Origin of the sequence: Sagittula sp. P11 (assembly GCF_002814095.1) — a bacterium.
Lineage (GTDB): Bacteria > Pseudomonadota > Alphaproteobacteria > Rhodobacterales > Rhodobacteraceae > Sagittula.
The window spans coordinates 881024-901681 of sequence record NZ_CP021913.1; the positions used below are offsets into that span (position 1 = coordinate 881024).

The 20658-nt window shown below is 63.4% G+C and carries 25 protein-coding genes; 4 read left to right on the forward strand and 21 right to left on the reverse strand.

Translation table 11 applies throughout. The annotated features are described in order from the left end of the window. Positions 1 to 27: 27 nt before the first annotated feature. The 5 genes from CDO87_RS04280 to ccrA form a co-directional block, all read right to left on the reverse strand. On the reverse strand, positions 28 to 1569 hold the full coding sequence (locus tag CDO87_RS04280; RefSeq protein ID WP_100927621.1) for an ATP-dependent RecD-like DNA helicase: 1542 nt from the start codon (positions 1567 to 1569) through the stop codon (positions 28 to 30). 94 nt (positions 1570 to 1663) lie between these two features. After that, complete coding sequence (locus CDO87_RS04285; RefSeq protein WP_100927622.1) at positions 1664 to 2302, reverse strand: acyl-homoserine-lactone synthase; 639 nt, start codon at positions 2300 to 2302, stop codon at positions 1664 to 1666. Between the two features lie 161 nt (positions 2303 to 2463). After that, positions 2464 to 3144 carry a LuxR family transcriptional regulator gene (locus tag CDO87_RS04290; RefSeq protein WP_254698336.1) on the reverse strand — a complete coding sequence of 227 codons (681 nt, stop codon included), beginning with the start codon at positions 3142 to 3144 and terminating at the stop codon, positions 2464 to 2466. Continuing rightward, positions 3131 to 3337 (reverse strand): hypothetical protein, encoded by a 207-nt coding sequence (locus CDO87_RS04295; RefSeq protein ID WP_100927624.1) that lies wholly within the window; start codon positions 3335 to 3337, stop codon positions 3131 to 3133. The genes CDO87_RS04290 and CDO87_RS04295 overlap by 14 nt, the downstream gene beginning before the upstream one ends. Positions 3338 to 3576: 239 nt before the next feature. Continuing rightward, on the reverse strand, positions 3577 to 4863 hold the full coding sequence (ccrA, locus tag CDO87_RS04300; protein WP_100927625.1) for a crotonyl-CoA carboxylase/reductase: 1287 nt from the start codon (positions 4861 to 4863) through the stop codon (positions 3577 to 3579). Between the two features lie 435 nt (positions 4864 to 5298). Here ccrA and CDO87_RS04305 point away from each other — a divergent pair, with 435 nt between their 5' ends. The 3 genes from CDO87_RS04305 (at position 5299) to deoD (ending at position 8642) form a co-directional block, all read left to right on the forward strand. Beyond that, entirely contained in the window at positions 5299 to 7299 is a 2001-nt protein-coding gene (locus tag CDO87_RS04305) for a protein meaA (protein WP_100927626.1), read from the forward strand. A 304-nt stretch (positions 7300 to 7603) separates the two neighbouring features. Beyond that, positions 7604 to 7912 (forward strand): H-NS family nucleoid-associated regulatory protein, encoded by a 309-nt coding sequence (locus CDO87_RS04310; protein ID WP_100927627.1) that lies wholly within the window; start codon positions 7604 to 7606, stop codon positions 7910 to 7912. 25 nt (positions 7913 to 7937) lie between these two features. Beyond that, complete coding sequence (gene deoD / locus CDO87_RS04315) at positions 7938 to 8642, forward strand: purine-nucleoside phosphorylase (protein ID WP_100927628.1); 705 nt, start codon at positions 7938 to 7940, stop codon at positions 8640 to 8642. A gap of 39 nt (positions 8643 to 8681) precedes the next feature. Here the strand turns inward: deoD and CDO87_RS04320 are convergent, their stop codons facing one another. The 16 genes from CDO87_RS04320 to CDO87_RS04390 form a co-directional block, all read right to left on the reverse strand. Beyond that, positions 8682 to 9527, reverse strand: coding sequence for a DUF1989 domain-containing protein (locus CDO87_RS04320; protein WP_100927629.1), 846 nt, complete (start codon positions 9525 to 9527; stop codon positions 8682 to 8684). Then, entirely contained in the window at positions 9524 to 10267 is a 744-nt protein-coding gene (locus tag CDO87_RS04325) for a hypothetical protein (RefSeq protein ID WP_100927630.1), read from the reverse strand. The genes CDO87_RS04320 and CDO87_RS04325 overlap by 4 nt, the downstream gene beginning before the upstream one ends. Further along, positions 10267 to 10461 carry a hypothetical protein gene (locus CDO87_RS04330; protein WP_100927631.1) on the reverse strand — a complete coding sequence of 65 codons (195 nt, stop codon included), beginning with the start codon at positions 10459 to 10461 and terminating at the stop codon, positions 10267 to 10269. Before CDO87_RS04330 ends, CDO87_RS04325 begins: the two co-directional genes overlap by 1 nt. Positions 10462 to 10556: 95 nt before the next feature. Next, positions 10557 to 11999: a tyrosinase family protein gene (locus tag CDO87_RS04335; protein ID WP_198521816.1), complete on the reverse strand. Its 1443-nt coding sequence runs from the start codon at positions 11997 to 11999 to the stop codon at positions 10557 to 10559. Positions 12000 to 12134: 135 nt separating this feature from the next. Further along, complete coding sequence (locus CDO87_RS26670; protein ID WP_157814918.1) at positions 12135 to 12284, reverse strand: hypothetical protein; 150 nt, start codon at positions 12282 to 12284, stop codon at positions 12135 to 12137. Positions 12285 to 12460: 176 nt separating this feature from the next. Beyond that, positions 12461 to 12661: a hypothetical protein gene (locus CDO87_RS04340; protein ID WP_100927633.1), complete on the reverse strand. Its 201-nt coding sequence runs from the start codon at positions 12659 to 12661 to the stop codon at positions 12461 to 12463. Between the two features lie 284 nt (positions 12662 to 12945). Next, positions 12946 to 13725, reverse strand: a complete 780-nt coding sequence (locus CDO87_RS04345) for a succinate dehydrogenase iron-sulfur subunit (RefSeq protein ID WP_100927634.1) — start codon at positions 13723 to 13725, stop codon at positions 12946 to 12948. A gap of 10 nt (positions 13726 to 13735) precedes the next feature. Beyond that, entirely contained in the window at positions 13736 to 14065 is a 330-nt protein-coding gene (locus CDO87_RS04350) for a hypothetical protein (RefSeq protein ID WP_254698337.1), read from the reverse strand. Continuing rightward, positions 14053 to 14358, reverse strand: a complete 306-nt coding sequence (locus CDO87_RS04355) for a hypothetical protein (RefSeq protein ID WP_100927636.1) — start codon at positions 14356 to 14358, stop codon at positions 14053 to 14055. Before CDO87_RS04355 ends, CDO87_RS04350 begins: the two co-directional genes overlap by 13 nt. Continuing rightward, a complete protein-coding gene (gene sdhA / locus CDO87_RS04360) occupies positions 14358 to 16160 on the reverse strand; it encodes a succinate dehydrogenase flavoprotein subunit (protein WP_100927637.1) in 1803 nt (600 codons plus the stop codon). Before sdhA ends, CDO87_RS04355 begins: the two co-directional genes overlap by 1 nt. Positions 16161 to 16227: 67 nt before the next feature. Continuing rightward, positions 16228 to 16599: a succinate dehydrogenase, hydrophobic membrane anchor protein gene (sdhD, locus tag CDO87_RS04365; RefSeq protein WP_100927638.1), complete on the reverse strand. Its 372-nt coding sequence runs from the start codon at positions 16597 to 16599 to the stop codon at positions 16228 to 16230. A gap of 12 nt (positions 16600 to 16611) precedes the next feature. After that, the gene (sdhC, locus tag CDO87_RS04370) at positions 16612 to 17001 is read right to left on the reverse strand and encodes a succinate dehydrogenase, cytochrome b556 subunit (protein WP_100927639.1); all 390 of its coding nucleotides are present in this window, start codon (positions 16999 to 17001) and stop codon (positions 16612 to 16614) included. Between the two features lie 359 nt (positions 17002 to 17360). Further along, a complete protein-coding gene (locus CDO87_RS04375; protein WP_100927640.1) occupies positions 17361 to 18389 on the reverse strand; it encodes a MaoC family dehydratase in 1029 nt (342 codons plus the stop codon). Then, positions 18389 to 18592 (reverse strand): DUF1737 domain-containing protein, encoded by a 204-nt coding sequence (locus CDO87_RS04380; protein WP_100927641.1) that lies wholly within the window; start codon positions 18590 to 18592, stop codon positions 18389 to 18391. Before CDO87_RS04380 ends, CDO87_RS04375 begins: the two co-directional genes overlap by 1 nt. Positions 18593 to 18596: 4 nt before the next feature. Continuing rightward, positions 18597 to 19142 (reverse strand): NnrU family protein, encoded by a 546-nt coding sequence (locus CDO87_RS04385; RefSeq protein ID WP_100927642.1) that lies wholly within the window; start codon positions 19140 to 19142, stop codon positions 18597 to 18599. Positions 19143 to 19180: 38 nt separating this feature from the next. After that, positions 19181 to 20029, reverse strand: a complete 849-nt coding sequence (locus tag CDO87_RS04390; RefSeq protein WP_100927643.1) for a CoA ester lyase — start codon at positions 20027 to 20029, stop codon at positions 19181 to 19183. Positions 20030 to 20340: 311 nt separating this feature from the next. Between CDO87_RS04390 and CDO87_RS04395 the strand changes: the two genes are divergently transcribed. After that, positions 20341 to 20655 carry a hypothetical protein gene (locus CDO87_RS04395; protein WP_404944748.1) on the forward strand — a complete coding sequence of 105 codons (315 nt, stop codon included), beginning with the start codon at positions 20341 to 20343 and terminating at the stop codon, positions 20653 to 20655. Positions 20656 to 20658 lie beyond the last annotated feature (3 nt).

Sequence of the window (20658 nt, forward strand, 5' to 3'; positions counted from 1 at the left end):
CTGCGAAAACCGTCCCGCGCAATCGGTTCAGGCGCCGGCGGACGGGTCCTGCGCTTCGAGGGTCAGGGGCACCGGCGTGCCGCCGAGGTCGTCGATCCTCAGGCCTTCGGAGGGCTTCGCCAGCCTGTTGCGCACGACCCAGAACAGCCTCGACTGCGCACGCGTGATCGCCACGTAGGCCAACCGTTTCCACAGCGGCTGCCCCGCCTCCACCCGCCCCATCCGGGCCGCCGCGTAAAGATCGGGCGCAAAGACCTGGACGTTCTCCCACTGGCTGCCCTGGGCCTTGTGGATCGTCACGGCAGCGCCGTGCAGGAAGGTGGCCCCCATGCTGGCGGCGTAGGGGATGAAGGGCTCTTCCTCGTCCGGTTTCTCGATCTTGACGATCGACGCGGCCGAGACCTGCGGTTCCAGCGCGCCAACCACGTGCAGCTTCGAGAACCCCGGCTTCCGGCCGGGGCCGAGGTAGATCACCTGCGCACCCTTGATGAGGCCGCGCGCCTCCAGATCGAGCCGCTTCTTGCGATGCTTCAGGGGCAGCTCGATCCCGTCGCAGACCAGCGGCTCTCCGGGCAGAAGGGCGGTTTCCGGTGCGCCGTGTACGTGACGGAAGGCGTTGATCAGGCGGATGCGGGTGGCGTTGCGCCAGACCAGCACCGGGGAGCGGGCCATCAGGTCGACCTCGACCCGCTGGGCATAGACCACCCGGTCGTCGCGCCGCGCCGCGTCTTCGACCAGTCGTTCGAAATCCTCGAAGCCGATGGCCGGGTCAGCCAGCGCATGGGCCAGGTCGAGGATCGGGTTGTCGGCCTCCTGCCGGTGAATGCGGTGCAGCTCCAGCTTCTGGCTGTCCTTCAGCCCGTCGAAGACCATCTTGCCGGACTGCCCCACCGGAGCCAGCTGCGCCGGATCGCCGAACAGGACGAGGTTTGGAAAGATTTCCTGCAGGTCCTCGAACTGCTTTTCATCAAGCATCGACGCCTCGTCGACGAACCCGATGTCGAGCGGCTCTTCCCGGCGCTTCCAGCCGGTGATGAAGTCCGATCCGCGCAGCCCCGCCGCCGCCAAGGCCGCCGGGATCGACTTGTGCACCTCGTAGGACGCCTGCGCGCGGGCCAGTGCCTCTTCCGACAGTTCCTCGATTTCCGGGGGATCGCCATTGCCCATCAGCCATTCCGCGACCTTCTCGTACTCCGGGTCGTAGACCGGCGTGTAGATGATGCGGTGGATCGTCGTGGCGGGCACGCCCCGCATCCTGAGGACGGAGGCCGCCTTGTTCGTCGGCGCCAGCACGGCCAGCGTGCGCGACTCGCGCGACCGGCGGCTTTCGTAATCGCCGGAGACGGTCTCGACCCCTACGGCATCCAGCGCCTTGACCAGTTCCGACAAAAGCAGCGTCTTGCCGGAACCCGCCTTGCCCATCAGGGCCATGACACGGGCGTCGCTTTCCTTGGCGGGCAGGCACAGGCCATTGTCGAGGTCCACGCCCGCCGCGCGCAACAGATCGCTGACGCGGTCGTGCGCCTCTGCCTGATCGGGGGAGTATACGATTGGGCTGGCGTCGTTCATGGCGCGCACCCTACTTGCGGTGCCCGCCAGCCGCCAGATGCGAAAACGCGCGCGCCCTGTCAGGACACGCGCGGCACCGCCAAAGATGACGATATCAGGCGGCGACCAGCCCCGCCTCGTCGATGATCTCTCCGAAAGACAGCTCGAACCAGCGCTTCGACAGCTCCGGGGAAATGTCTGCGCTGCGGGAAACCTTGGCCTGCGCCTCCGGCGTGAACTCCCACAGGCCCACGGCAATCATCGACCGCCCCTCGCCTTCGCGGCCAAGGATGTCCGGCGAGGATCCGATGCGCTTGTAGATGCGCACCATGCGCGCGTCGAACACGCCCACGTAGTGCATCACCCCGAATTCCTGCATCACCTCGCCTCCCGCAAGCATGAGCGCCGCCGCGACGCCCGCCCCGGCGCGCCGCGACAGGCAGAAGCGGGTGCATTCCCAGATCAGCGGGCTTTCGATGCGGACGCCGTCGGTCAGATGGACGAAGTGGTCGTTGACCATGGTCCGGCCCACGGTCGGCAGCAGCCGCATGGATCCGCCGTGCGAACCGTCCCTGTTCTCCCAGATCACGTAAAGCGGGTTTTCGTCGTCGTAGGCATCACGCTCGAAACCACGGTCGTCCACGGTGACGTCCCAGCCGAGGCGCGTCTTGAACTGGTCGGCGCGGTCGAGGAACATGGTGCGGGCGAGCTTGGGGAACTTGTGCAGGTCGTTGCCGTAGATGTAGCGGATCATGGGTCCATCCTTCGCAGTAAGGCGTTGATGGACCGAGCCTGCCGCCGGCGTGGTTAACGGATTTCGGCGCGGGCGCGCGCGGAATTAACCAATGATTCAATCACCGGGATGACATCCTTGCGCGTGTGTACTGGCGCGAAGGAGACGAGATGCCCCTTTTGTCAGATCACGATCACACCGCGGCTGAGCGCCCGGGCCACCGCATGCGTCGTGTTCATCGCACCGAGCTTGTGGCGGGCGCTTTCGACGTAGACCCGCAGCGTGTGCTCCGAGATGGAGAGCGTGTCGGCAGCCTGGGCCCGGCTGTAGCCGATGGCCAGCAGCGTCATCGCCTCGATCTCCCTCGGGCTGAGGGGTTGTGCCGGTTCGGGCGTGCGGCCCGGCTCGAACTCCAGCGCCTTCGAATTGAAGGAATGCGCGACGAGGATCAGGTCGCGGCGGTTGCCGGTGGTGAACGCCTCCCATTCGTCGTCGTTGCAGGTGTGGGACATGCTGAACAGGGCGAACTGGCCGTTGGGACCGCGGATCGGGATGGAATACCCCTGATTGCCGATGCCGTGGGCAATGGCATCCTCAAGGAAGGCCCTTGCCGATTTGGACGACCAGTCGAGGCGCTTCCAGTTCACCGGGTGAAACCGCTGGTAACACCCCTGAATGACCGGATCGATCCTCAGATATCCTTTCTCGATGTAGTGGTTGACCCATTCCAGGTCGTAGGTGCCGCAGCCGTACTGCTCTCCGGCGCTGTTGACCCAGTGATAGACGATATGATCGACACCATATTCGTCCCGCAGTTCCTCGATCAGGAGCTGGAGATCCTCCAGCCCCTCAGCGGACTCCAAACGTTCGATCAGCCCGTTCAGACGCGGCGCGTTTCGCAAAAAGCCCAAGCCCCTTACCCTCGGCAAGCGACGTCAGTTCCGCCTGAGCGACGAAGGACGCGTCGTCCAGTTGCGCAGCCAGAGACGGCATGCCGTTGGCTCGCGCAAAGGTTTTCAGGTCGGTCAGTACGTCCAAGATCCAGTCATGTCCCATGGCAAGCCTCATCTGCTGGTGGTTAACGTTTGATTAAGACAACTCTACCATGTGCCCAAGCCGTCGGGTATTCACGGAAATTTCCTCCCCAGAAATGGCGAAGGTGCGATCCGGCAAGGCACTGGAATTGCGTTGTCCGCCGCGCGGACAAGAGAACGCCCGCGAACCGTATGCGATTCGCGGGCGTTCCGGATTGGCCCCGGGGCGTCTTGGAAACCCCGGGGATTCGCCGATTGCGCTTACTTGCGCGCGTCGAGGCAATCCTCGATCGTCCGCAGACCGGTCTTCGGCGCCTGCACGAGAACGGCCATGTTGCCGGGCTTGTGCTCGTTGCGCATCATCTTCATGTGCGCGGCCGGGATCTGGTCCCACGGGAAGACTTCGGACATGCAGGGATCAAGCCGGCGCTCGATCATCAGCCGGTTGGCAGAGGCCGCCTGCTTGAGGTTGGCGAAGTGCGAGCCCTGCAGGCGCTTCTGGTGCATCCACATGTACCGCACGTCGAAGGTGCAGTTGAAGCCGGAGGTCCCTGCGCAGATCACGACGATGCCGCCCTTCTTCACCACCAGCGTGGAGACCGGGAAGGTCGCCTCGCCCGGGTGCTCGAACACCATGTCGACGCTCACACCCTTGCCGGTGATGTCCCAGATCGCCTTGCCGAACTTGCGCGCCTCTTTCAGCCACTCGTTGTACTCCGGCGAGTTGACCGTCGGAAGCTGACCCCAGCAGTTGAAGTCCTTGCGGTTGATGACGCCCTTCGCGCCCTGGTCCATCACGAACTGGCGCTTGCTCTCGTCCGAGATCACGCCGATCGCATTGGCGCCCGCGGTGTTGGCCAGCTGGATCGCGTAAGAGCCGAGACCGCCCGAGGCGCCCCAGACCAGCACGTTCTGGCCGGGCTTGAGCTCGTGCGGGTGGTGGCCGAACAGCATCCGGTAGGCGGTTGCCAGCGTCAGCGTGTAGCAGGCCGCCTCTTCCCAGGTCAGGTGCTTGGGGCGCGGCATGAGCTGCTGGGCCTGCACACGTGTGAACTGCGCAAAGGACCCGTCACCCGTCTCGTAACCCCAGATGCGCTGCGACGGAGAGAACATCGGATCGCCGCCGTTGCATTCCTCGTCGTCGCCGTCGTCCTGGTTGCAGTGGATCACGACCTCGTCGCCCACCTTCCAGTTCTTCACCTTGTCGCCGACCTTCCACACGATGCCCGAGGCGTCGGAGCCCGCGATGTGGTACTCCTGCTTGTGAACGTCGAAGGGGCTGATCGGAACGCCCTTCCCGGCCCAGACGCCGTTGTAGTTAACGCCGGCCGCCATCACGAGCACCAGAACCTCGTGGCTGTCGATCTCCCATGTGTCCACCACTTCGACCTGGAACGACTTGTCGGGATCGCCGTGACGCTCGCGGCGGATGTTCCACGCGTACATCTTCTTCGGAACGTAACCCATCGGGGGCATTTCGCCGATCTCGTAGAGGTCTTTCTCCGGCGCGTCGTACTGAGCGATGCCAGTCTGCTGATCCAGTGCCATGGGGGCCTCCTGTTCTAGGTCCTCGGTCGTTAACGGATGCCGCCTCTGCAGCGCAGAATCGCGGCGTTGGACCATTGGATACGAGTCGCCGCGCAACATTGCAACACCATTTGGCGCAGTTTTGAAATTTTATAACCCAGCAGTCGCAGAAATTCTGATTGCCCGCGCAGAAAGCTGCCGGATCGTGCGGACGCAAAACGGGCAGACGAATGCCTGAGCACTTGGCTTCACCAGACTGGCGGACATCACTTCAAACAGTAGACGCGGATCGTGGCCCGGCGCACAGTTTCCGCGACAGCAGTGCCGCAACGCGGCGAATTGACAGCGACATATTATTTCGCATAACAGAATACAAACGTAACAAGATTGCCCGACAGTTTCACGCCGCGCCTGCGCCAGACCCGCGCCGCGGCAGCGCCCACGAAGGAGGCCCCGATGACCGAGACCGCCAAAAGCGACACACCGAAGAGCGCGCCCGCTCATCAAGCCGACCGCCCGTGGCTGATCCGCACCTACGCCGGCCACTCCACGGCAGAGGCGTCGAACGCGCTCTATCGCTCCAACCTCGCGAAGGGACAGACCGGGTTGTCGGTGGCCTTCGACCTGCCGACCCAGACCGGCTATGACAGCGATCACATCCTGTCCCGGGGCGAAGTGGGCAAGGTGGGTGTTCCGGTCTGCCATCTCGGCGACATGAGGGCCCTGTTCAAGGACATTCCCCTCGAACAGATGAACACCTCCATGACCATCAACGCGACTGCACCCTGGCTTCTGGCGCTTTATATCGCGGTGGCGGAGGAACAGGGCGCCGATGTCTCGAAGCTGCAGGGCACCGTTCAGAACGATCTCATCAAGGAGTACCTCTCGCGCGGGACCTATATCTGCCCGCCGAAGCCCTCTTTGAAGATGATCGGCGACGTGGCGGAGTACTGCTACAAGCACGTCCCGAAATGGAACCCGATGAACGTCTGCTCCTACCACCTGCAGGAAGCGGGTGCGACGCCGGAGCAGGAACTGGCCTTCGCGTTGGCCACCGCCGTCGCTGTTCTCGATGAACTGAAGGGCCGGATCGCGCCCGAGGATTTCCCGGGCGTCTGCGGGAGGATCTCCTTCTTCGTGAACGCCGGCATCCGTTTCGTCACCGAGATGTGCAAGATGCGCGCCTTCGTCGACCTCTGGGACGAGATCCTGAAGGAGCGCTACGGCGTCGAGGACCCCAAGATGCGCCGCTTTCGCTATGGCGTGCAGGTGAACTCGCTCGGGCTGACGGAACAGCAGCCGGAGAACAACGTCTACCGCATCCTGATCGAGATGCTGGCCGTAACCCTGTCGAAACGCGCCCGGGCCCGCGCCGTCCAATTGCCCGCGTGGAACGAGGCGCTCGGCCTGCCGCGCCCCTGGGATCAGCAGTGGTCCATGCGGATGCAGCAGATCCTCGCGTATGAAACCGACCTTCTGGAATACGGCGACCTGTTCGACGGCAACCCGGCAGTGGATGCGAAGGTCGAGGCGCTGAAGGAAGGCGCCCGAGCGGAGCTTGCGAACATCGACTCGATGGGCGGGGCGATCAGCGCCATCGAGTACATGAAGGGACGGCTCGTCGACTCCAACGCCGAACGCCTGAACCGGATCGAGCGAGAGGAAACCATCGTCGTCGGCGTGAACCGCTGGCAGCAGACCGAGCCATCGCCGCTGATGGGCGAGGACGGCGGCATCATGACCGTCGATCCGGCGGTGGAGGAAGACCAGAAGGCGCGCCTCGCCGAATGGCGCAACGAACGTGACGCGGAGGCGGTGAGGAGCGCGTTGGCCAAGCTGCGGTCTGCCGCGCAGAAGGGCGAGAATGTCGTGCCTGCCTCGATCGAATGCGCCAAGGCGGGCGTTACAACTGGCGAATGGGCGAGTGAGATGCGCGCCGTCCACGGCGAATTCCGCGGGCCGACGGGAGTTTCGCGCGCCGTGTCCAACAAGACCGAGGGCCTCGACGATCTGCGCGCCATGGTGGATGCCGTGTCCGACCGTCTGGGCCGTCGCATGCGCTTCCTTGTCGGCAAGCCGGGTCTCGACGGGCATTCGAACGGTGCCGAACAGATCGCCTTCCGCGCACGCGACTGCGGGATGGAGATCGACTACGAGGGCATTCGCCTGACGCCGGAACAGATCGTCACCGCCGCCCAGCAGGGCGCGCATGTGGTCGGCCTGTCGATCCTGTCGGGGTCGCATATTCCCCTGGTCGAGGACGTGATGAACCGGCTTCGGGCTGCGGGACTGGGCGATCTGCCCGTAATTGTCGGCGGCATCATTCCCGAGGAAGACGCAGTGCGTCTCAAGGCGATGGGGGTCGCGCGGGTCTATACTCCAAAGGACTTTGCACTGAACACGATCATGAAAGACATCGTGACACTGGTGGATCCGCAGTCCGTCGCGGCAGAGTAAGTTACGCTGAAAACGTTGACGGCCAAGCCTTGTGCTTGGCCGTTTTTCTTTCTGGATACAGACCCGAGAAAATCAGAATTCTGACCAGACCGCCTCCAGAGAATTGACGCCAATGAGAGACAATTTCCGAATTTAGTTCTGAAATTGTGTCTATTGCCGAATTCCTACCTATAAGTCTATTTCCGGTCATCCCTACTTGTTAACAGTTGGTTTACATTGCATACCCTAACCTCGACTTGCAGTTCATTCACAATAGAATTATGAGCTGCGGGTTACCAACCACCAACGGATAAAGGGCTTGGCTATGAATGTTGATCTGGAGTCTCTTTCCCGTGACGAGTTACAGAAACTGGTTTCCGATGCACAAAAGGCGCTGAGGACTGTCGATGCACGTCGCATGGCAGAAGCCAAACGCGCTGCCGAACAGGCAGCGAAGGAATATGGCTTCTCCCTTGAAGACGTCATGACGGCCGGGCCGAAAGGCTCGAAGAGCGCGCCGAAATACGCCAATCCCGCAGATCCGTCGCAGACCTGGACGGGACGCGGGCGCAAGCCGAACTGGCTGATCGAGGCGCTGAACGAAGGCAAGTCGCTGGAAGATATGGCGCTTTGACTTTCAGGCAACCAGGCGTTTTACAATGACTATCCATATCGGAGCCGCACCGGGCGAGATCGCCGAAACGGTCCTGATGCCCGGCGATCCGCTTCGTGCGGAATGGGCTGCGCAGACCTTTCTTGAAGATGCGCAATGCGTGAACCGTGTGCGCGGCATGCTGGGCTACACCGGCACATGGAAAGGCCATCGCGTCACGATACAAGGGTCGGGCATGGGTATGCCCAGCCTTTCGATCTACGCGAACGAATTGATCCGGGATTATGGTGCGAAAACCTTGATCCGGATCGGTTCCTGCGGGGCGATGCAGAATAGCGTCAAGATTCGCGATGTGATCGTTGCGATGACGGCGTCTACTCTTTCGACCCCTTCACGCGGCATCTTTCGCGAATTGAATTTCGCGCCATGCGCGGATTTCGGCCTATTGGAAAAAGCCGTCTCTGCGGCGCGCGCCAAGGATTGCGGAGTGCATGTCGGAGGCATCTATTCGTCGGACGTTTTCTACGACGAAAGGCCGGATCTGAATGATCAGATGGTTCGCCATGGCATTCTCGGCGTCGAAATGGAAGCGGCGGAACTCTACACTCTGGCGGCCCGGCACGGTGTGCGGGCGCTGGCGGTTCTGACCGTGTCCGATCACCTTCTGACGCATGAGGCGCTGCCGTCCGAAGACCGGGAGCGCAGTTTTGGCGACATGGTCGAGATCGCGCTCGAAGCCGCGTTTTCCTGAAAAGAGAGTCCACCCGGGCCGATGCGGCCCGGGTGGAGTTCACCGTCCGTGGCTGCGGTCATAGCCATTGGCCGAAGGCACCACCCATCCATTCAGACTGTTTTCGGCAGGCGCCAGGATTTCGACATCCAGCGGTGCGCAACGGGCGGTGTCGGAACTGTGCTCCGATCCGCAATCTCCTCCCGGGCAGGCGCTGAGTGCGCCGAGCAGATCGATTTCCGCAAAGAATGTCAGGGAATCCCCGGGGCGCACGGGTGACGCCTTCATGAAATACTGCCCGGTGTCGCGGGTGAAGCCCGTGCACATGAAGACATTCAGGACATCGTGGACGTGACGTTCCGCCTCTACCAGTGGCAAATCACGGGCATCGGCCAATGCACGTGTCAGGTTGGAATGACAGCAATGATGATAGGCCCCGCCTGACAGCAGCGCATGGGTGTAGGGGTCGCACCGCGTGCCGATTACGTCATGGACCGACCCGCCGAATGCGTCGATGCCGTACCAGTCCAGCGTGTCCGCGACGATGGTCGCCATGGGCCGCAGATAGGGCAGCACGGACCAGAGCCGGTCGCCCGTCGAGACGTGCGTGCCGTGCAGCGCCCGCGTCTTGCCCGAGAAGAACCGCTCGCCGAGATCGTTGGCGTTCCACAGGTTCAGGTCTCCGACCTGCGGGGCCTCGGGGCACGTGATGCGAAAGAAATGGCCGGCGGGCACCTCGAACGCGCAGGCGTCGCGCGGCGGGGCGGTGACACGATGCGTCACGCGCGCAGATCCCAAGGCAGCCGTGTAAAGCCCAAGGTCCGGCTGTGGCAGCGTCTCTGTCGGGTAACATATCACCGGAGGAACGGCGCGGCGCGCCTCGGCATCTTCGGGAGCGTTCATCATGTACCCTCGGTTTCGTGGCGTCTGACCCACTTGCGGACGTAGTCGGACGGCTCTCCGGGTTTGGTTCGGGAGGCGGCTTCGCGTTCCGCTGTCTCCTCCGGCGTCTCGGCGCGGATGTCGGCGTGCGGCGGGGCCAGCCGGCGCTCGAACGGCACGACCTGCACCATGGGCGTGCCGGCCGGCAAAAGGACCTGTTCATCGGCGGCGGTCCAGCGGAAGGGAATGTCGACGGGCTTGTGCAACACGTCGCAATCGACAACCGCGTCGAAGATCCGGAAAGGCAGCTCGAAATGATTGAGCGGGTGCAGAAAGGCCGCGGACCAGCCGGGCGGCAGCTTGACCCGCCAGGGGTTCACGAACTTCAGCGGCAAGGCGTTCTGAAAAGGCGGTTTGTCTGCGCCGATCTGCGCCGGGTTCATCAGCTCGACCGGGGCGAAGGGCACGTTCTCCGGCCACTGGAAGATGAGCTGCCCGTCCTCGTCGCTTCCGACGCCAAGGTCGAAGGGCGTCGGCAGCACCCAGCCCAGGGCAAAGGCGTCGTGCACGGGGAGGCAGGCGCTCATGGTCTTCCACGGCTGCCCATCGGCGCCCGGCATGCCCAGCTCCATCGGCAGCTTGCGGAACCAGTCGGGGACGTGTTGCGCTGCGGGGGTCGGGAACGGGATGTGGCCCGCCAAGTCCGGCGGACAGACGAAGGACAATTCCGTCGGCTCGACCGTCTCGGTCTCTGGACTGGTCATCAGGCGCGTCCTTGGCGATAGCAGGTCTGCGGGCGCTGTCCCCGCGGCAGGCTTACCGTGGCGCCACAGTGCACGCATGTCCAGGGCACGTCATCCGTTTCCCGGAATTCACGCCAGCGGCACAGACGCGTCTCTGGCCGGTTGAAGATCAGCAGCAGGACAAACGCGACGACAAGCAGGATCGGGACGAACATTCCCTGCCCTACCGCGGAACGCGAGCGTTTGGAAGCATATGCGCTGATGGCGGGCAGGCCCGGTCATCGGCCTGCCCGGGGTGCGCCGTCCCGGTCTATTCCTCGACGAAACGGATGTCGCCGACCAGCGGCTCCGCGTCTTCGACGGGCGTCCCAGCCGGTGCGAAGGTGACCTGCGGCGCGGGCAATCCGTCCGTGGCTTCGGCCGTCAGGACCGCCATGTGATCCGTCACGTCGAAGGCAAAGACGGCATCGCTCTTTTCCGCCTCCTCCACCGAAGCGGTGGCGTTGAAGAAGTGGATCTGACCCACAAGCCACTCTTCCCGCTGCTCCCGGGCCACCTCCGGTCCGCCGAGGTACACGTCGTAGACGACGCCCGGCTGGATCTCTGTCGCGAGCGATCCGATGACAAGGTACAGCCGCGTGTCGGACGGCCCTCCGAGCGCGAGACTCTGCTCTGGCGCGGCGACGCGGGCGGTGACGGGTTCCGCCCCCAGCTTGACGGGCCCGGTGTCGACACTTGCGGTCAGGGGCACGTCTTCCGCCGCGGCCAGGACCATCGGGGCGCTTTCGATCAGCGTGTCGCGTTCCACCATGGCAGTCAGAGGCGCAGGCGCCGGGATCAGGTCCTGGTAGGTGTAGCCCAGCTCCTCCGTCGTCGTTACGCTGCCTGACGGCACCGAGACCAGTTGGTTTTCCACCGGATCGTAGAACTGGAATTCCTGGTCGGTCCACGCGGCATCCGTCGGGTTCGCGTTGCCCGCCGCGTTCCAGCTTGCCCAGCAGCGGTCGATCTGTGCGTGGTGCACCCAGAACACCGGGTCATTGGCGGCAGTCGGCACGTTGCCCATGTTGGTGGTCGTGCCGACCATGACATGCACCGCGCCGTGCGGGTTGTTGTCCAGCGTCCGGTTGAACCCGATCTGCCCGAGGTAGGCCGTGCGCGACATGAAGGCCAGCGACAAACCGTTCATCACGGCGGTTCCGTCGTTGATGCCCGGATTGCGGTCGGCGACAAACAGCGGCGACGCGGGATCGCGGAACTCTTCGGGAATGGCGAGGCTCGCCGGGTCGGTGTAGTTCCAGTAGGGCAGCGTGAAGTCGTCCTCGCCGGACACCTGCCGCACGATCTTTTCGAGGTAGAGGACGTACATCCTGTGCCACGGGACGAAGAAATCGGCCTGGCTCGCCCAGGTGATGTGACCACGGCAGGTGTTCCACATCGCCTCAGCCGCCATCTTCTCGGGCGAGGCATCCGGTCCGTAGATGCGGTCGATCGCTGCTGCCTTCTGCTCATCCATCCAGTGGGTGAAGAACTGGAATTGCCATGAGGTCGGGTCGGACGGGTCCCGCGTTTTCATCTGGCCCACGGCGCTTGCGTAGATACCAAGCATCTCCTTGCCCTCGGGCGAGGCCGCATCGTAGCGCGTCCGCATGTATTCGGCGCGCGCTCCGTGCATCCATGTGGCGAGGGGAACGGTTGTTGCGAAAAGCCCTGCGGATCCGAGCGACAAGGCCCGTCTGCGTGTCATCGTCATTGTAAATGCCTCCCTGAAAATAGGTGAGGCGATCATGCCACGACTCGCGGAAAAACTCAACGCAAGGGTGTATTCACCCTTTACGCCACGCGCAAAGGTTAACCCCGCGCGTGACGCCTGGCCGAATGTGTCATGTCAGCTTGCCAGCGGCAGGTCTTCGTAGTCCGGGGTCAGCGCGACGATGCGCTTTTCGGGCATGTAGTAGGACCATGCCTCGTCCAGAACGGCCAGCGCGGCTTGTGCCTTGGTGGGTTGCTGTTCTTTCAGGGGGCGGACGTTCGCCATGGGAATGACCTTTCTTGTCGTGGTTCCTCCCGTGCCGCCCAGATACGCCTTCTGCACCGCAGCGACATCCCCCCTTTGGTCAAACACGCCATGCACAGAGGTCATGGCCTTGATGGGAAACGAAAAAGGGTGCCGCTGGGGCACCCTCATGGTTTTCCGAACGTCAGGCCGGAGTTCTAGTCACGACCCAAGGCAAACCGCATCGCCGATTTCGGACAGTCGTCGAAACGCGCCGGTCCCGGGTGCGGAACCCGTCGCGACTCCTGTTTCAGGCGAACGAAACGGTCGTCGCGCGCCGTGCCCTCACGGGCGTCGGTCTGCTTGTCTTGCGTGTTGTCTTGATGGCCCCCGGAGAGGCCGTCGCGGATCATGTCCATCGATTCTCTCCCTTCCAGATATCGCATTCACTATAACATCTTTAGCGGGTCGGGTCATGACTCAAGTCAACCTGGCTTGGCTTTTCGACCATATCAGGCCCAAATTTTCGGTGCATCGGGCACGTCCCCGTTCAAGCGAACTTACCTGAAACCCGGCGCCGCTTTCCCGGTCTTTGAACCTGTGCAGCGTCGGACGGCCCCTGCCAAACCGCGACACGGCACGAATAAGCCCGGACCAGCACTTCAGGCTGCTCCGGGCTGTTGTGCCTGCAGAAAGTCGGTCGTCAGACCGCGCGTTCCAGCATCATCTTCTTGATCTCGGCGATGGCCTTCGCCGGGTTCAGACCTTTCGGGCAGGTCTTGGTGCAGTTCATGATGGTGTGGCAGCGGTACAGCTTGAAGGGGTCCTCAAGCTGGTCCAGACGCTCGCCCGTGGCCTCATCGCGGGAGTCGATAATCCAGCGATAGGCATGCAGCAGCGCTGCGGGGCCGAGGTACTTGTCGCCGTTCCACCAGTAGGACGGGCATGCCGTGGAGCAAGACGCGCACATCACGCACTCATAGAGGCCGTCGAGTTTCTTGCGGTCCTCGATGGACTGCCTCCACTCCTTCGCCGGGCGGTTGGTCTTCGTCTCCAGCCACGGCATGATCGATGCGTGCTGCGCGTAGAAGTGCGTCAGGTCGGGGATCAGGTCCTTTACCACCGGCATGTGCGGCAGCGGGTAGATCTTCACCTCGCCGTCGATCTCGTCGAGACCGTAGATGCAGGCCAGCGTGTTGATTCCGTCGATGTTCATCGCGCAGGACCCGCAGATGCCTTCGCGACAGGAGCGGCGGAAGGTCAGCGTCGGATCGACCTCGTTCTTGATCTTGATGAGTGCGTCCAGAACCATCGGGCCGCATTCGTCCATGTTCAGGAAGTAGGTGTCGACGCGCGGGTTCTCCCCGTCGTCGGGGTTCCAGCGGTAGATCTTGAACGCCCGGACGTTGGTCGCCCCTTCCGGCTTCGGCCAGGTCTTGCCGGTGCGGATCTTGGAGTTCTTGGGGAGCGTGAATTGAACCATCTCTCTCTCCTTATCGAAGCAGGGCTGGCAGGCCTTTGGTCGCCAGGCAGGTTACGGTCTCGGGTTTCGAGACGATCTGGGTGACGATCTGGACCGAGCTTTCGGTCGGGCCGCCGACGGTATCGGCCGCCAGCGCGTAGATCTGCGCTGCCTCGGCATTGTCGATCACGCAATCGATGGCGGGCTGCACGGGCACCCCGGGGAAGCGGTTGACGACCACACGGGAGACGGTCGAACGCGCGGCTTCACGTGCCACGGCGTCCTGCGCCTGCGGCGTGCACGCACCAAGCGCCACGGCCAGAGACAGCCCTGCGGCGGCCTTGAACATCAGTTGAGACAATAGAGCGTTCCCCGGTACATTTTCGGTGCGCCCGGCGGGCAGGTTGCGGTGATCCGCGCCCGGTTGCGGTGCGGCGACGGGATGTAGCCCGCATATCCGCCGCTGTACCGCGCAAGGCACGAATCGTAGGCGGCCTGGTATTCAGCGGCATATCCGCTCTTGGCCCCGGAGAACCCCACGCCGTTTGCGTATGCCTGGCAATCCTGAACTGCGGTGCCCTGACCGTATCCGTTGGCCAGAGCGGGCGCCGCGAGGGCCGTGAAAGCCGCGGTGTAGATTGCCAGGTGTCGCATCAGAATGTCCTCGCCTTTGGTGCGATTTTCTTGAGGCTGATGCCACCTTCGTCCTCGGCGGTCAGCGGATCAACAATCACAGGACGGTAGGACAGATCGACGGCGTTTCCAGAAACGCGCGCCACGGTGTGCACGCGCCAGTTTTCGTCGTCACGCTCGGCGAAGTCCTCATGCGCATGGGCGCCGCGCGATTCCTTGCGGGCCTCCGCACCGACGATGGTCGCCAATGCGTTGGGCATGAGGTTGGTCAGCTCCAGCGTCTCCATCAGGTCGGAGTTCCAGATCAGCGACGTGTCGGTCACCCGCAGGTCGTCGATCTTGCCGGCGATGGCGGTCATCTTCTCGACGCCTTCCTCGAGCGTCTTGGAGGTGCGGAACACCGCGGCGTCGGCTTGCATGGTCTTCTGCATTTCCAGACGCAGCTCGGCGGTCGACGTGCCGCCCTGCGCGTAACGCAGGCCATCGAAGCGGTCGAACGCCTTGTCGATCTGTGCCTTCGGCGCCGTGGGGATTGCCGAGTCGCGATCAACCACCTTGCCGGCACGGATCGCCGCCGCACGTCCGAAGACCACGAGGTCGATCAGCGAGTTGGAGCCGAGACGGTTGGCGCCGTGCACCGAGGCGCAGCCCGCCTCGCCCACGGCCATCAGGCCCGGAACCACGGCGGTCGGGTTCTCTTCGGTCGGGTTCAGCACTTCGCCCCAGTAGTTGGTCGGAATGCCGCCCATGTTGTAGTGCACCGTCGGCAGAACCGGGATCGGCTCTTTCGTGACGTCGACACCGGCAAAGATCTTCGCGGACTCGGAGATGCCCGGCAGACGTTCGGCCAGCGCCTCTGCGGGCAGGTGGCTGAGGTTGAGGTGGATGTGGTCGCCGTCCTTGCCGACGCCCCGGCCCTCGCGGATCTCCATGGTCATGGAGCGGGACACGTAATCGCGCGGCGCGAGGTCCTTGTAGGTCGGTGCATAGCGCTCCATGAAGCGCTCGCCCTCGGAGTTGGTCAGGTAACCGCCCTCGCCGCGCGCACCCTCGGTGATCAGGCAGCCGGAGCCGTAGATGCCGGTGGGGTGGAACTGCACGAACTCCATGTCCTGCAGCGGCAGGCCCGCACGGGCCACCATGCCGCCGCCGTCACCGGTGCAGGTGTGGGCGGAGGTGGCGGAGAAGTAGGCCCGGCCATAGCCGCCGGTGGCGAGCACGACCATCTTCGCGTTGAAGACGTGGAAGGTGCCGTCGTCCAGTTTCCAGGTCAGGACACCGGTGCAGACGCCGTCCTCCATCAGGAGGTCGATGGCGAAGTACTCGACGTAGAATTCCGCGTTGTTCTTGACCGACTGGCCATAGAGCGTGTGCAGAATCGCGTGGCCGGTCCGGTCGGCGGCGGCGCAGGTGCGCTGCACCGGCGGGCCTTCACCGAACTCGGTGGTGTGGCCGCCGAAGGGACGCTGGTAGATCTTGCCCTCTTCGGTGCGCGAGAACGGGACGCCGTAGTGCTCAAGCTCGTAGACCGCCTTCGGCGCCTCGCGGGCGAGGTATTCCATGGCGTCGGTGTCCCCCAGCCAGTCGGAACCCTTCACCGTGTCGTACATGTGCCACTGCCAGTTGTCGGGGCCCATGTTGGACAGCGACGCGGCAATGCCGCCTTGTGCGGCGACGGTGTGAGAGCGGGTCGGGAAGACCTTGGTCACGCAGGCGGTTTTGAGCCCCTGCTCTGCCATGCCCAGCGTGGCGCGCAGCCCGGCGCCGCCGGCCCCCACGACAACGACGTCATAATCGTGCGTCTCGTATTCGTATGCAGCCATGTGTCAGCCTCGTGTCTTTGGCGCGCGTCCAGACCCGCCAGGGGCCGTCGCACCGCCCGAAATGTCGTTAGAGCGCCAGTTTGACCAGCGCGAACAGCCCCGCCGCGATCAGCACGTAGGAGAATGCCGTCACCGCAACCGCCAGCAGCTTGCCGGTGGTGCCGTGCACATAGTCCTCGATCGCTTCCTGCACTTCGCCGTTGAAGTGGATCACGCCGACCACCAGCATGAGGGCGGTGATGATCGCGGGGAACGGACGGGAGAAGAACGCCAGAACGTCCTCGAAGCTGCCGCCGAAACCGACGCCGAAGCTGAAGACGAAGAGCGGCACCAGCACGACCAGCGCCATGGAAGTCACCAGCATGCGCTTGTGGAACTGCGTCCCGGTGCGGCCAGAACCGAGACCCTGAGCGCGTTTGCGATCCGTGAGATATTGCATGACCGTTCCTCCTCAGACCACGATTGCGGTAAAGATCGCCATGACGCTGGCACCGATGAACATGATCCAGCCCATCATTTCGGAGGGCTCCAGCTCGACCATGTAGCCCAGGTCCCAGATCACGTGACGGAGGCGGCCGAGCATGTGATACCAGATGGCCCAGCTTGCCAGCAGCATGAGGATGTCACCGATGAAGCTGGTCAGGATGCCGTTCACCACGGCGTAGGCATCCGGAGAGGTGGCGGCGCAGAGCAGCCAGAGAACCAGCAGAGCTGCAGTACCGAGCGAGGCGATGCCGGTGATGCGCACCATGATCGACGAGATGGATGTCATCTGCGGGCGGTAGTACTGCCCGATCATGAAGGGCGATAGCGGGCGGTTGCCCCGGTTCACGTCGGCCATGGTCATGTCCTTGCGTTGAATTCCGTTGCCCCCCGTTTTAGTGGGTTTTGCTGCGCTGTCACGTGGGCTGCACTCTGCAAACCGCGGTTTTTTGGCACAAATAGGCGGATTTTTCAGTTTTGTGATCACGGCCCGCAAGGGTGTGATCACAGTTTGGGCGGTAACGGCGCCGCGGTGCGGCGCCGGCGATACACATGTCGCGATCATGAGAGATTCGGTCGGGAAAGGGCGCCGGGGCGTTCTGCCGCTTCCCCGATCTTCGATGAGGCACGGTGACTTACCAGCGCTTTTTCAGGTGATCCGGCCGGCGTGGCCCTGCGCCCTCGCGGCGAACAGAGCCGGCCCACGATACGACGGCCTCAGACCGGCATCAACGCCCAGTAATCCAGATCGAGCAGAACGTCGGGAAGGTATTTCCCGTCGGGCCCCTTGAGCTCGAACGGATTGCCGCCCTTGGTCGCCACCAGCCTCAGACGGATCGCTCCGACGCCCGGGGCCGAGGTTTCGGCCTTGTCCAGCACTTCGGACCACGCCTTGACCGTGTTCCCGGCAAGGCAGGGATTGGCATGTGCGCCGCCGTTCAGTCCGACGATCATCTGCGCATTGGCGAGCCCGTTGAACGATAGCGCCCGCGCCATGGAGATCACGTGGCCACCGTAGATCAGGCGCTGGTCCGGGCGGGCCGTCACGTCGAAGTGCACCTTGGACGTGTTCTGCCACAGCCGTGTCGCCATCATGTGCTCGGCTTCCTCGATCGTCACGCCGTCGACGTGGTCGATCTTCTCACCGATCTCGTAATCGCCAAGCCGGTGCGGTTCGCCCGCCAGGGTGTAATCGTATTTCGTGAAATCAAGGCCTTCCAGGATCACAAGGTCCGCGGGATCCAGCACGGATTTCAGATCCGGAAGAACCGCCTCAGGTGCGGGCGCATCGAGGTCGCGCTTCCGCAGCATGACCCAGCGCTTGTACTCCATCACGCATTCGTCGCGCTGGTTGAAGCCTTTGGAATGCACATACACCACCCCGGTCCGGCCATTGGAGTTCTGCTTCAGACCGATCACTTCCGACGAGGCGCGGAGCGTGTCGCCCGGCCAGACCGGCTTCAGCCACCGCCCTTCCGCATAGCCGAGGTTCGCGACGGCATTCAGCGAGACATCCGGCACCGTCTTGCCGAAGACGATGTGGAACGCCGCAAGATCATCGAGCGGACCACCGGCCAGACCACAGGCTTTCGCAAACTCGTCGGAGGAATAGAGCGCGTGCCGCATGGGGTAGAGCGCATGATAAAGCGCCCGCTCACCGCCCGATACGGTCCGCGGCACGGCGTGGTCGATGACTTGCCCGACCTCGTAATCCTCGAAAAAGCGCCCGGGGTTGGTCTTCTGCATCAGTACTCCCCCAGCTTGATGTCGGGGGTGTAGGTGCCATGCACCTCCTTCACGACCGCCTGGCCACAGCGCATGACGCCATTGGCCGCGTCGAAGGCATAGGTCGGAGTGCCGTACAGTTCCCAGCCGGCATTCAGCGCGGCCGTGACCTTGTGACAGAAGGCCGAGGTGTCGTCCTCGGACAAGAAGCGATAGAGTTTCATGAGTTTACCCGAATGCAGGTGGGCCGATCAGCCCGTGGACATAACCGATCACCACGAGCAGCACGAGAGAGATCGCCAGGAACATGGCGTCCTTCGCGATGCTGCCTTTGGCCGGGGCGACCCAGCCGGGCTCGGCACGGTTGATGACGATCATCTCGACGATGGCCCAGAGGCCCAGACCGCCGAACAGCACGAAGGACGGCACGTCGCCGTTCACCAGAAGGTGCGCCAGCGTCCAGAGCAGGAACCCCGTGAGCATCGGATGGCGCATCTTGTAGAGCAGCGCGCCTTTCTTCGGCCCCGGCGAAGTCAGGTAGAGCGCGAAAAGCATGATGAGGTTGTTGATCCCGACCGTCGCCGGGTGACGCCCCCAGAAGAACGCGCCATCTGCCATACGGTAGCCGAAGATCATCAGCAGGATGGACACGACCAGCGCCAGCGCGACGACGCCCTTGCCCTTGTCGCCCATGGGTTCGCGCACACCCGGTGCGATGCGTTTGAAGAGGTGCGCAGCCCACCACAGCGCGACACCTAGAATCAGTATAAGCATGGCTCAGTTCCTCATCCTGGTCGGTGCGCACCCTGCCCTTATCCTGCAAGCGCAGCAATGGCCTCCGCCTTTGCGAGGGTCTTCTTCGCGGTCTCGACGTGCAGGTTCTCGACGATCTTGCCGTCGACCACCGCGACGCCCTGCCCCTGCGCCTTGGCCTCTTCGTAGGCTTCGATCTGGCGGCGGGCGAGGTCGATCTCCTTCTCGTCCGGCGCGAAGGCGGCATTGGTGATGTCGACCTGTGCGGGATGGATCAGCGTCTTGCCGTCCATGCCCATGTCACGGCCCTGCGCACATTCGGCCGCCAGTCCCTCGTCGTCCTTGAAGGCGTTGTAGACGCCGTCGACGATGACCTTTCCGAAGGCCTTCGCCGCCAGCACGCAAAGCCCCAGCCCGGTGATCATCGGCAGACGGTCGGCGCGGAAGCGCGCGTTGAGTTCCTTGGCAAGGTCGTTGGTGCCCATGACCATGCCCTGCAGCCGCGGATGAGCGCCAATGTCCCTGGCATTCAGCATGCCCATGGGCGTTTCCATCATAGCCCAGAGGGGTTTGTCGGTAATCTCCGCGAGGCGGTCGAGTTGCGCGGTCGTCTCTACCTTGGGCAGGAGGATCGCGTCGCTGTCCATCGCGGCCGCCGCTTTAGCGTCGTCCAGACCCCACTCGGTGTCGAGCCCGTTGATGCGCACGATCCGGGTGCGCTGGCCGTAGGACGTTTTCAGCGCCTCGGCGAGCGTGGCGCGGGCGGCCGGCTTCTCTTCCGGCGCGACGGCGTCCTCGAGGTCGAAGATGATCGCGTCGACCGGCATCGAACGCGCCTTTTCGAGCGCGCGCTCCTTGGAGGCGGGAATGTAGAGGACGGACCGAAACGGTCGGGTCGCCATGTCCATTTGAGTCTCCTTGCGCAACTTTATTGCGCAGGGATGCGCATTTTTTGTCGGAAAGTTCAAGAGGAAATTCGCTGCGTCGCAGAATAGGCGGTTTCTTTGGGCGGTCCTACCAGCCATTTCGATTGCATTTGAGCCAGCGCACGCAGCGTTAACCGGATTTAAGCCGCTCGGGGCAGAGGATGTTCGCAGGTCGTTCCAATGCGACAGCGAATGATCGAGGGCGCTTCCGGACAGGGTTGGCGCCCGGGAACCGAGAGGACTCACGAAGCGTTCTCCGTGTGACGGAGCGCAAGAGCCGAAAGGTGAAGACGATGATTACGATGAAACTGGGATTGCTCTCCGCCGGATTCATTCTGGGCGCCGCGTCCCTCGTGGAGGCGCAACAGCTTCAGAACTGCGCCCCGCGCGAGAAGGTGGTGGCGCGCCTTGCTGACAAGTACGGGGAAACCCGCCAGAGCATGGGGCTCGGCTCCAACAACGCCGTGATGGAGGTGTTCGCATCGGTCGAAAGCGGGTCGTGGACGATCACCGTCACCATGTCCAATGGCATCACCTGCCTCGTGGCCTCAGGCCAGGCCTTCGAGGAACTGGCCGAGGTGCTCCCGCCCAAGGGAGACGATGCATGAACT

Bases quoted from the DNA above. Each gene is read 5' to 3' on its own strand.
- CDO87_RS04280 (WP_100927621.1), bottom strand. From the start codon at position 1,569: ATGAACGACGCCAGCCCAATCGTATACTCCCCCGATCAGGCAGAGGCG.
- CDO87_RS04285 (WP_100927622.1), bottom strand. From the start codon at position 2,302: ATGATCCGCTACATCTACGGCAACGACCTGCACAAGTTCCCCAAGCTC.
- CDO87_RS04295 (WP_100927624.1), bottom strand. From the start codon at position 3,337: ATGGGACATGACTGGATCTTGGACGTACTGACCGACCTGAAAACCTTT.
- ccrA (WP_100927625.1), bottom strand. From the start codon at position 4,863: ATGGCACTGGATCAGCAGACTGGCATCGCTCAGTACGACGCGCCGGAG.
- CDO87_RS04305 (WP_100927626.1), top strand. From the start codon at position 5,299: ATGACCGAGACCGCCAAAAGCGACACACCGAAGAGCGCGCCCGCTCAT.
- CDO87_RS04310 (WP_100927627.1), top strand. From the start codon at position 7,604: ATGAATGTTGATCTGGAGTCTCTTTCCCGTGACGAGTTACAGAAACTG.
- deoD (WP_100927628.1), top strand. From the start codon at position 7,938: ATGACTATCCATATCGGAGCCGCACCGGGCGAGATCGCCGAAACGGTC.
- CDO87_RS04320 (WP_100927629.1), bottom strand. From the start codon at position 9,527: ATGATGAACGCTCCCGAAGATGCCGAGGCGCGCCGCGCCGTTCCTCCG.
- CDO87_RS04325 (WP_100927630.1), bottom strand. From the start codon at position 10,267: ATGACCAGTCCAGAGACCGAGACGGTCGAGCCGACGGAATTGTCCTTC.
- CDO87_RS04330 (WP_100927631.1), bottom strand. From the start codon at position 10,461: ATGTTCGTCCCGATCCTGCTTGTCGTCGCGTTTGTCCTGCTGCTGATC.
- CDO87_RS04335 (WP_198521816.1), bottom strand. From the start codon at position 11,999: ATGACGATGACACGCAGACGGGCCTTGTCGCTCGGATCCGCAGGGCTT.
- CDO87_RS26670 (WP_157814918.1), bottom strand. From the start codon at position 12,284: ATGGCGAACGTCCGCCCCCTGAAAGAACAGCAACCCACCAAGGCACAA.
- CDO87_RS04340 (WP_100927633.1), bottom strand. From the start codon at position 12,661: ATGGACATGATCCGCGACGGCCTCTCCGGGGGCCATCAAGACAACACG.
- CDO87_RS04345 (WP_100927634.1), bottom strand. From the start codon at position 13,725: ATGGTTCAATTCACGCTCCCCAAGAACTCCAAGATCCGCACCGGCAAG.
- CDO87_RS04355 (WP_100927636.1), bottom strand. From the start codon at position 14,358: ATGCGACACCTGGCAATCTACACCGCGGCTTTCACGGCCCTCGCGGCG.
- sdhA (WP_100927637.1), bottom strand. From the start codon at position 16,160: ATGGCTGCATACGAATACGAGACGCACGATTATGACGTCGTTGTCGTG.
- sdhD (WP_100927638.1), bottom strand. From the start codon at position 16,599: ATGCAATATCTCACGGATCGCAAACGCGCTCAGGGTCTCGGTTCTGGC.
- sdhC (WP_100927639.1), bottom strand. From the start codon at position 17,001: ATGGCCGACGTGAACCGGGGCAACCGCCCGCTATCGCCCTTCATGATC.
- CDO87_RS04375 (WP_100927640.1), bottom strand. From the start codon at position 18,389: ATGCAGAAGACCAACCCCGGGCGCTTTTTCGAGGATTACGAGGTCGGG.
- CDO87_RS04380 (WP_100927641.1), bottom strand. From the start codon at position 18,592: ATGAAACTCTATCGCTTCTTGTCCGAGGACGACACCTCGGCCTTCTGT.
- CDO87_RS04385 (WP_100927642.1), bottom strand. From the start codon at position 19,142: ATGCTTATACTGATTCTAGGTGTCGCGCTGTGGTGGGCTGCGCACCTC.
- CDO87_RS04390 (WP_100927643.1), bottom strand. From the start codon at position 20,029: ATGGACATGGCGACCCGACCGTTTCGGTCCGTCCTCTACATTCCCGCC.
- CDO87_RS04395 (WP_404944748.1), top strand. From the start codon at position 20,341: ATGATTACGATGAAACTGGGATTGCTCTCCGCCGGATTCATTCTGGGC.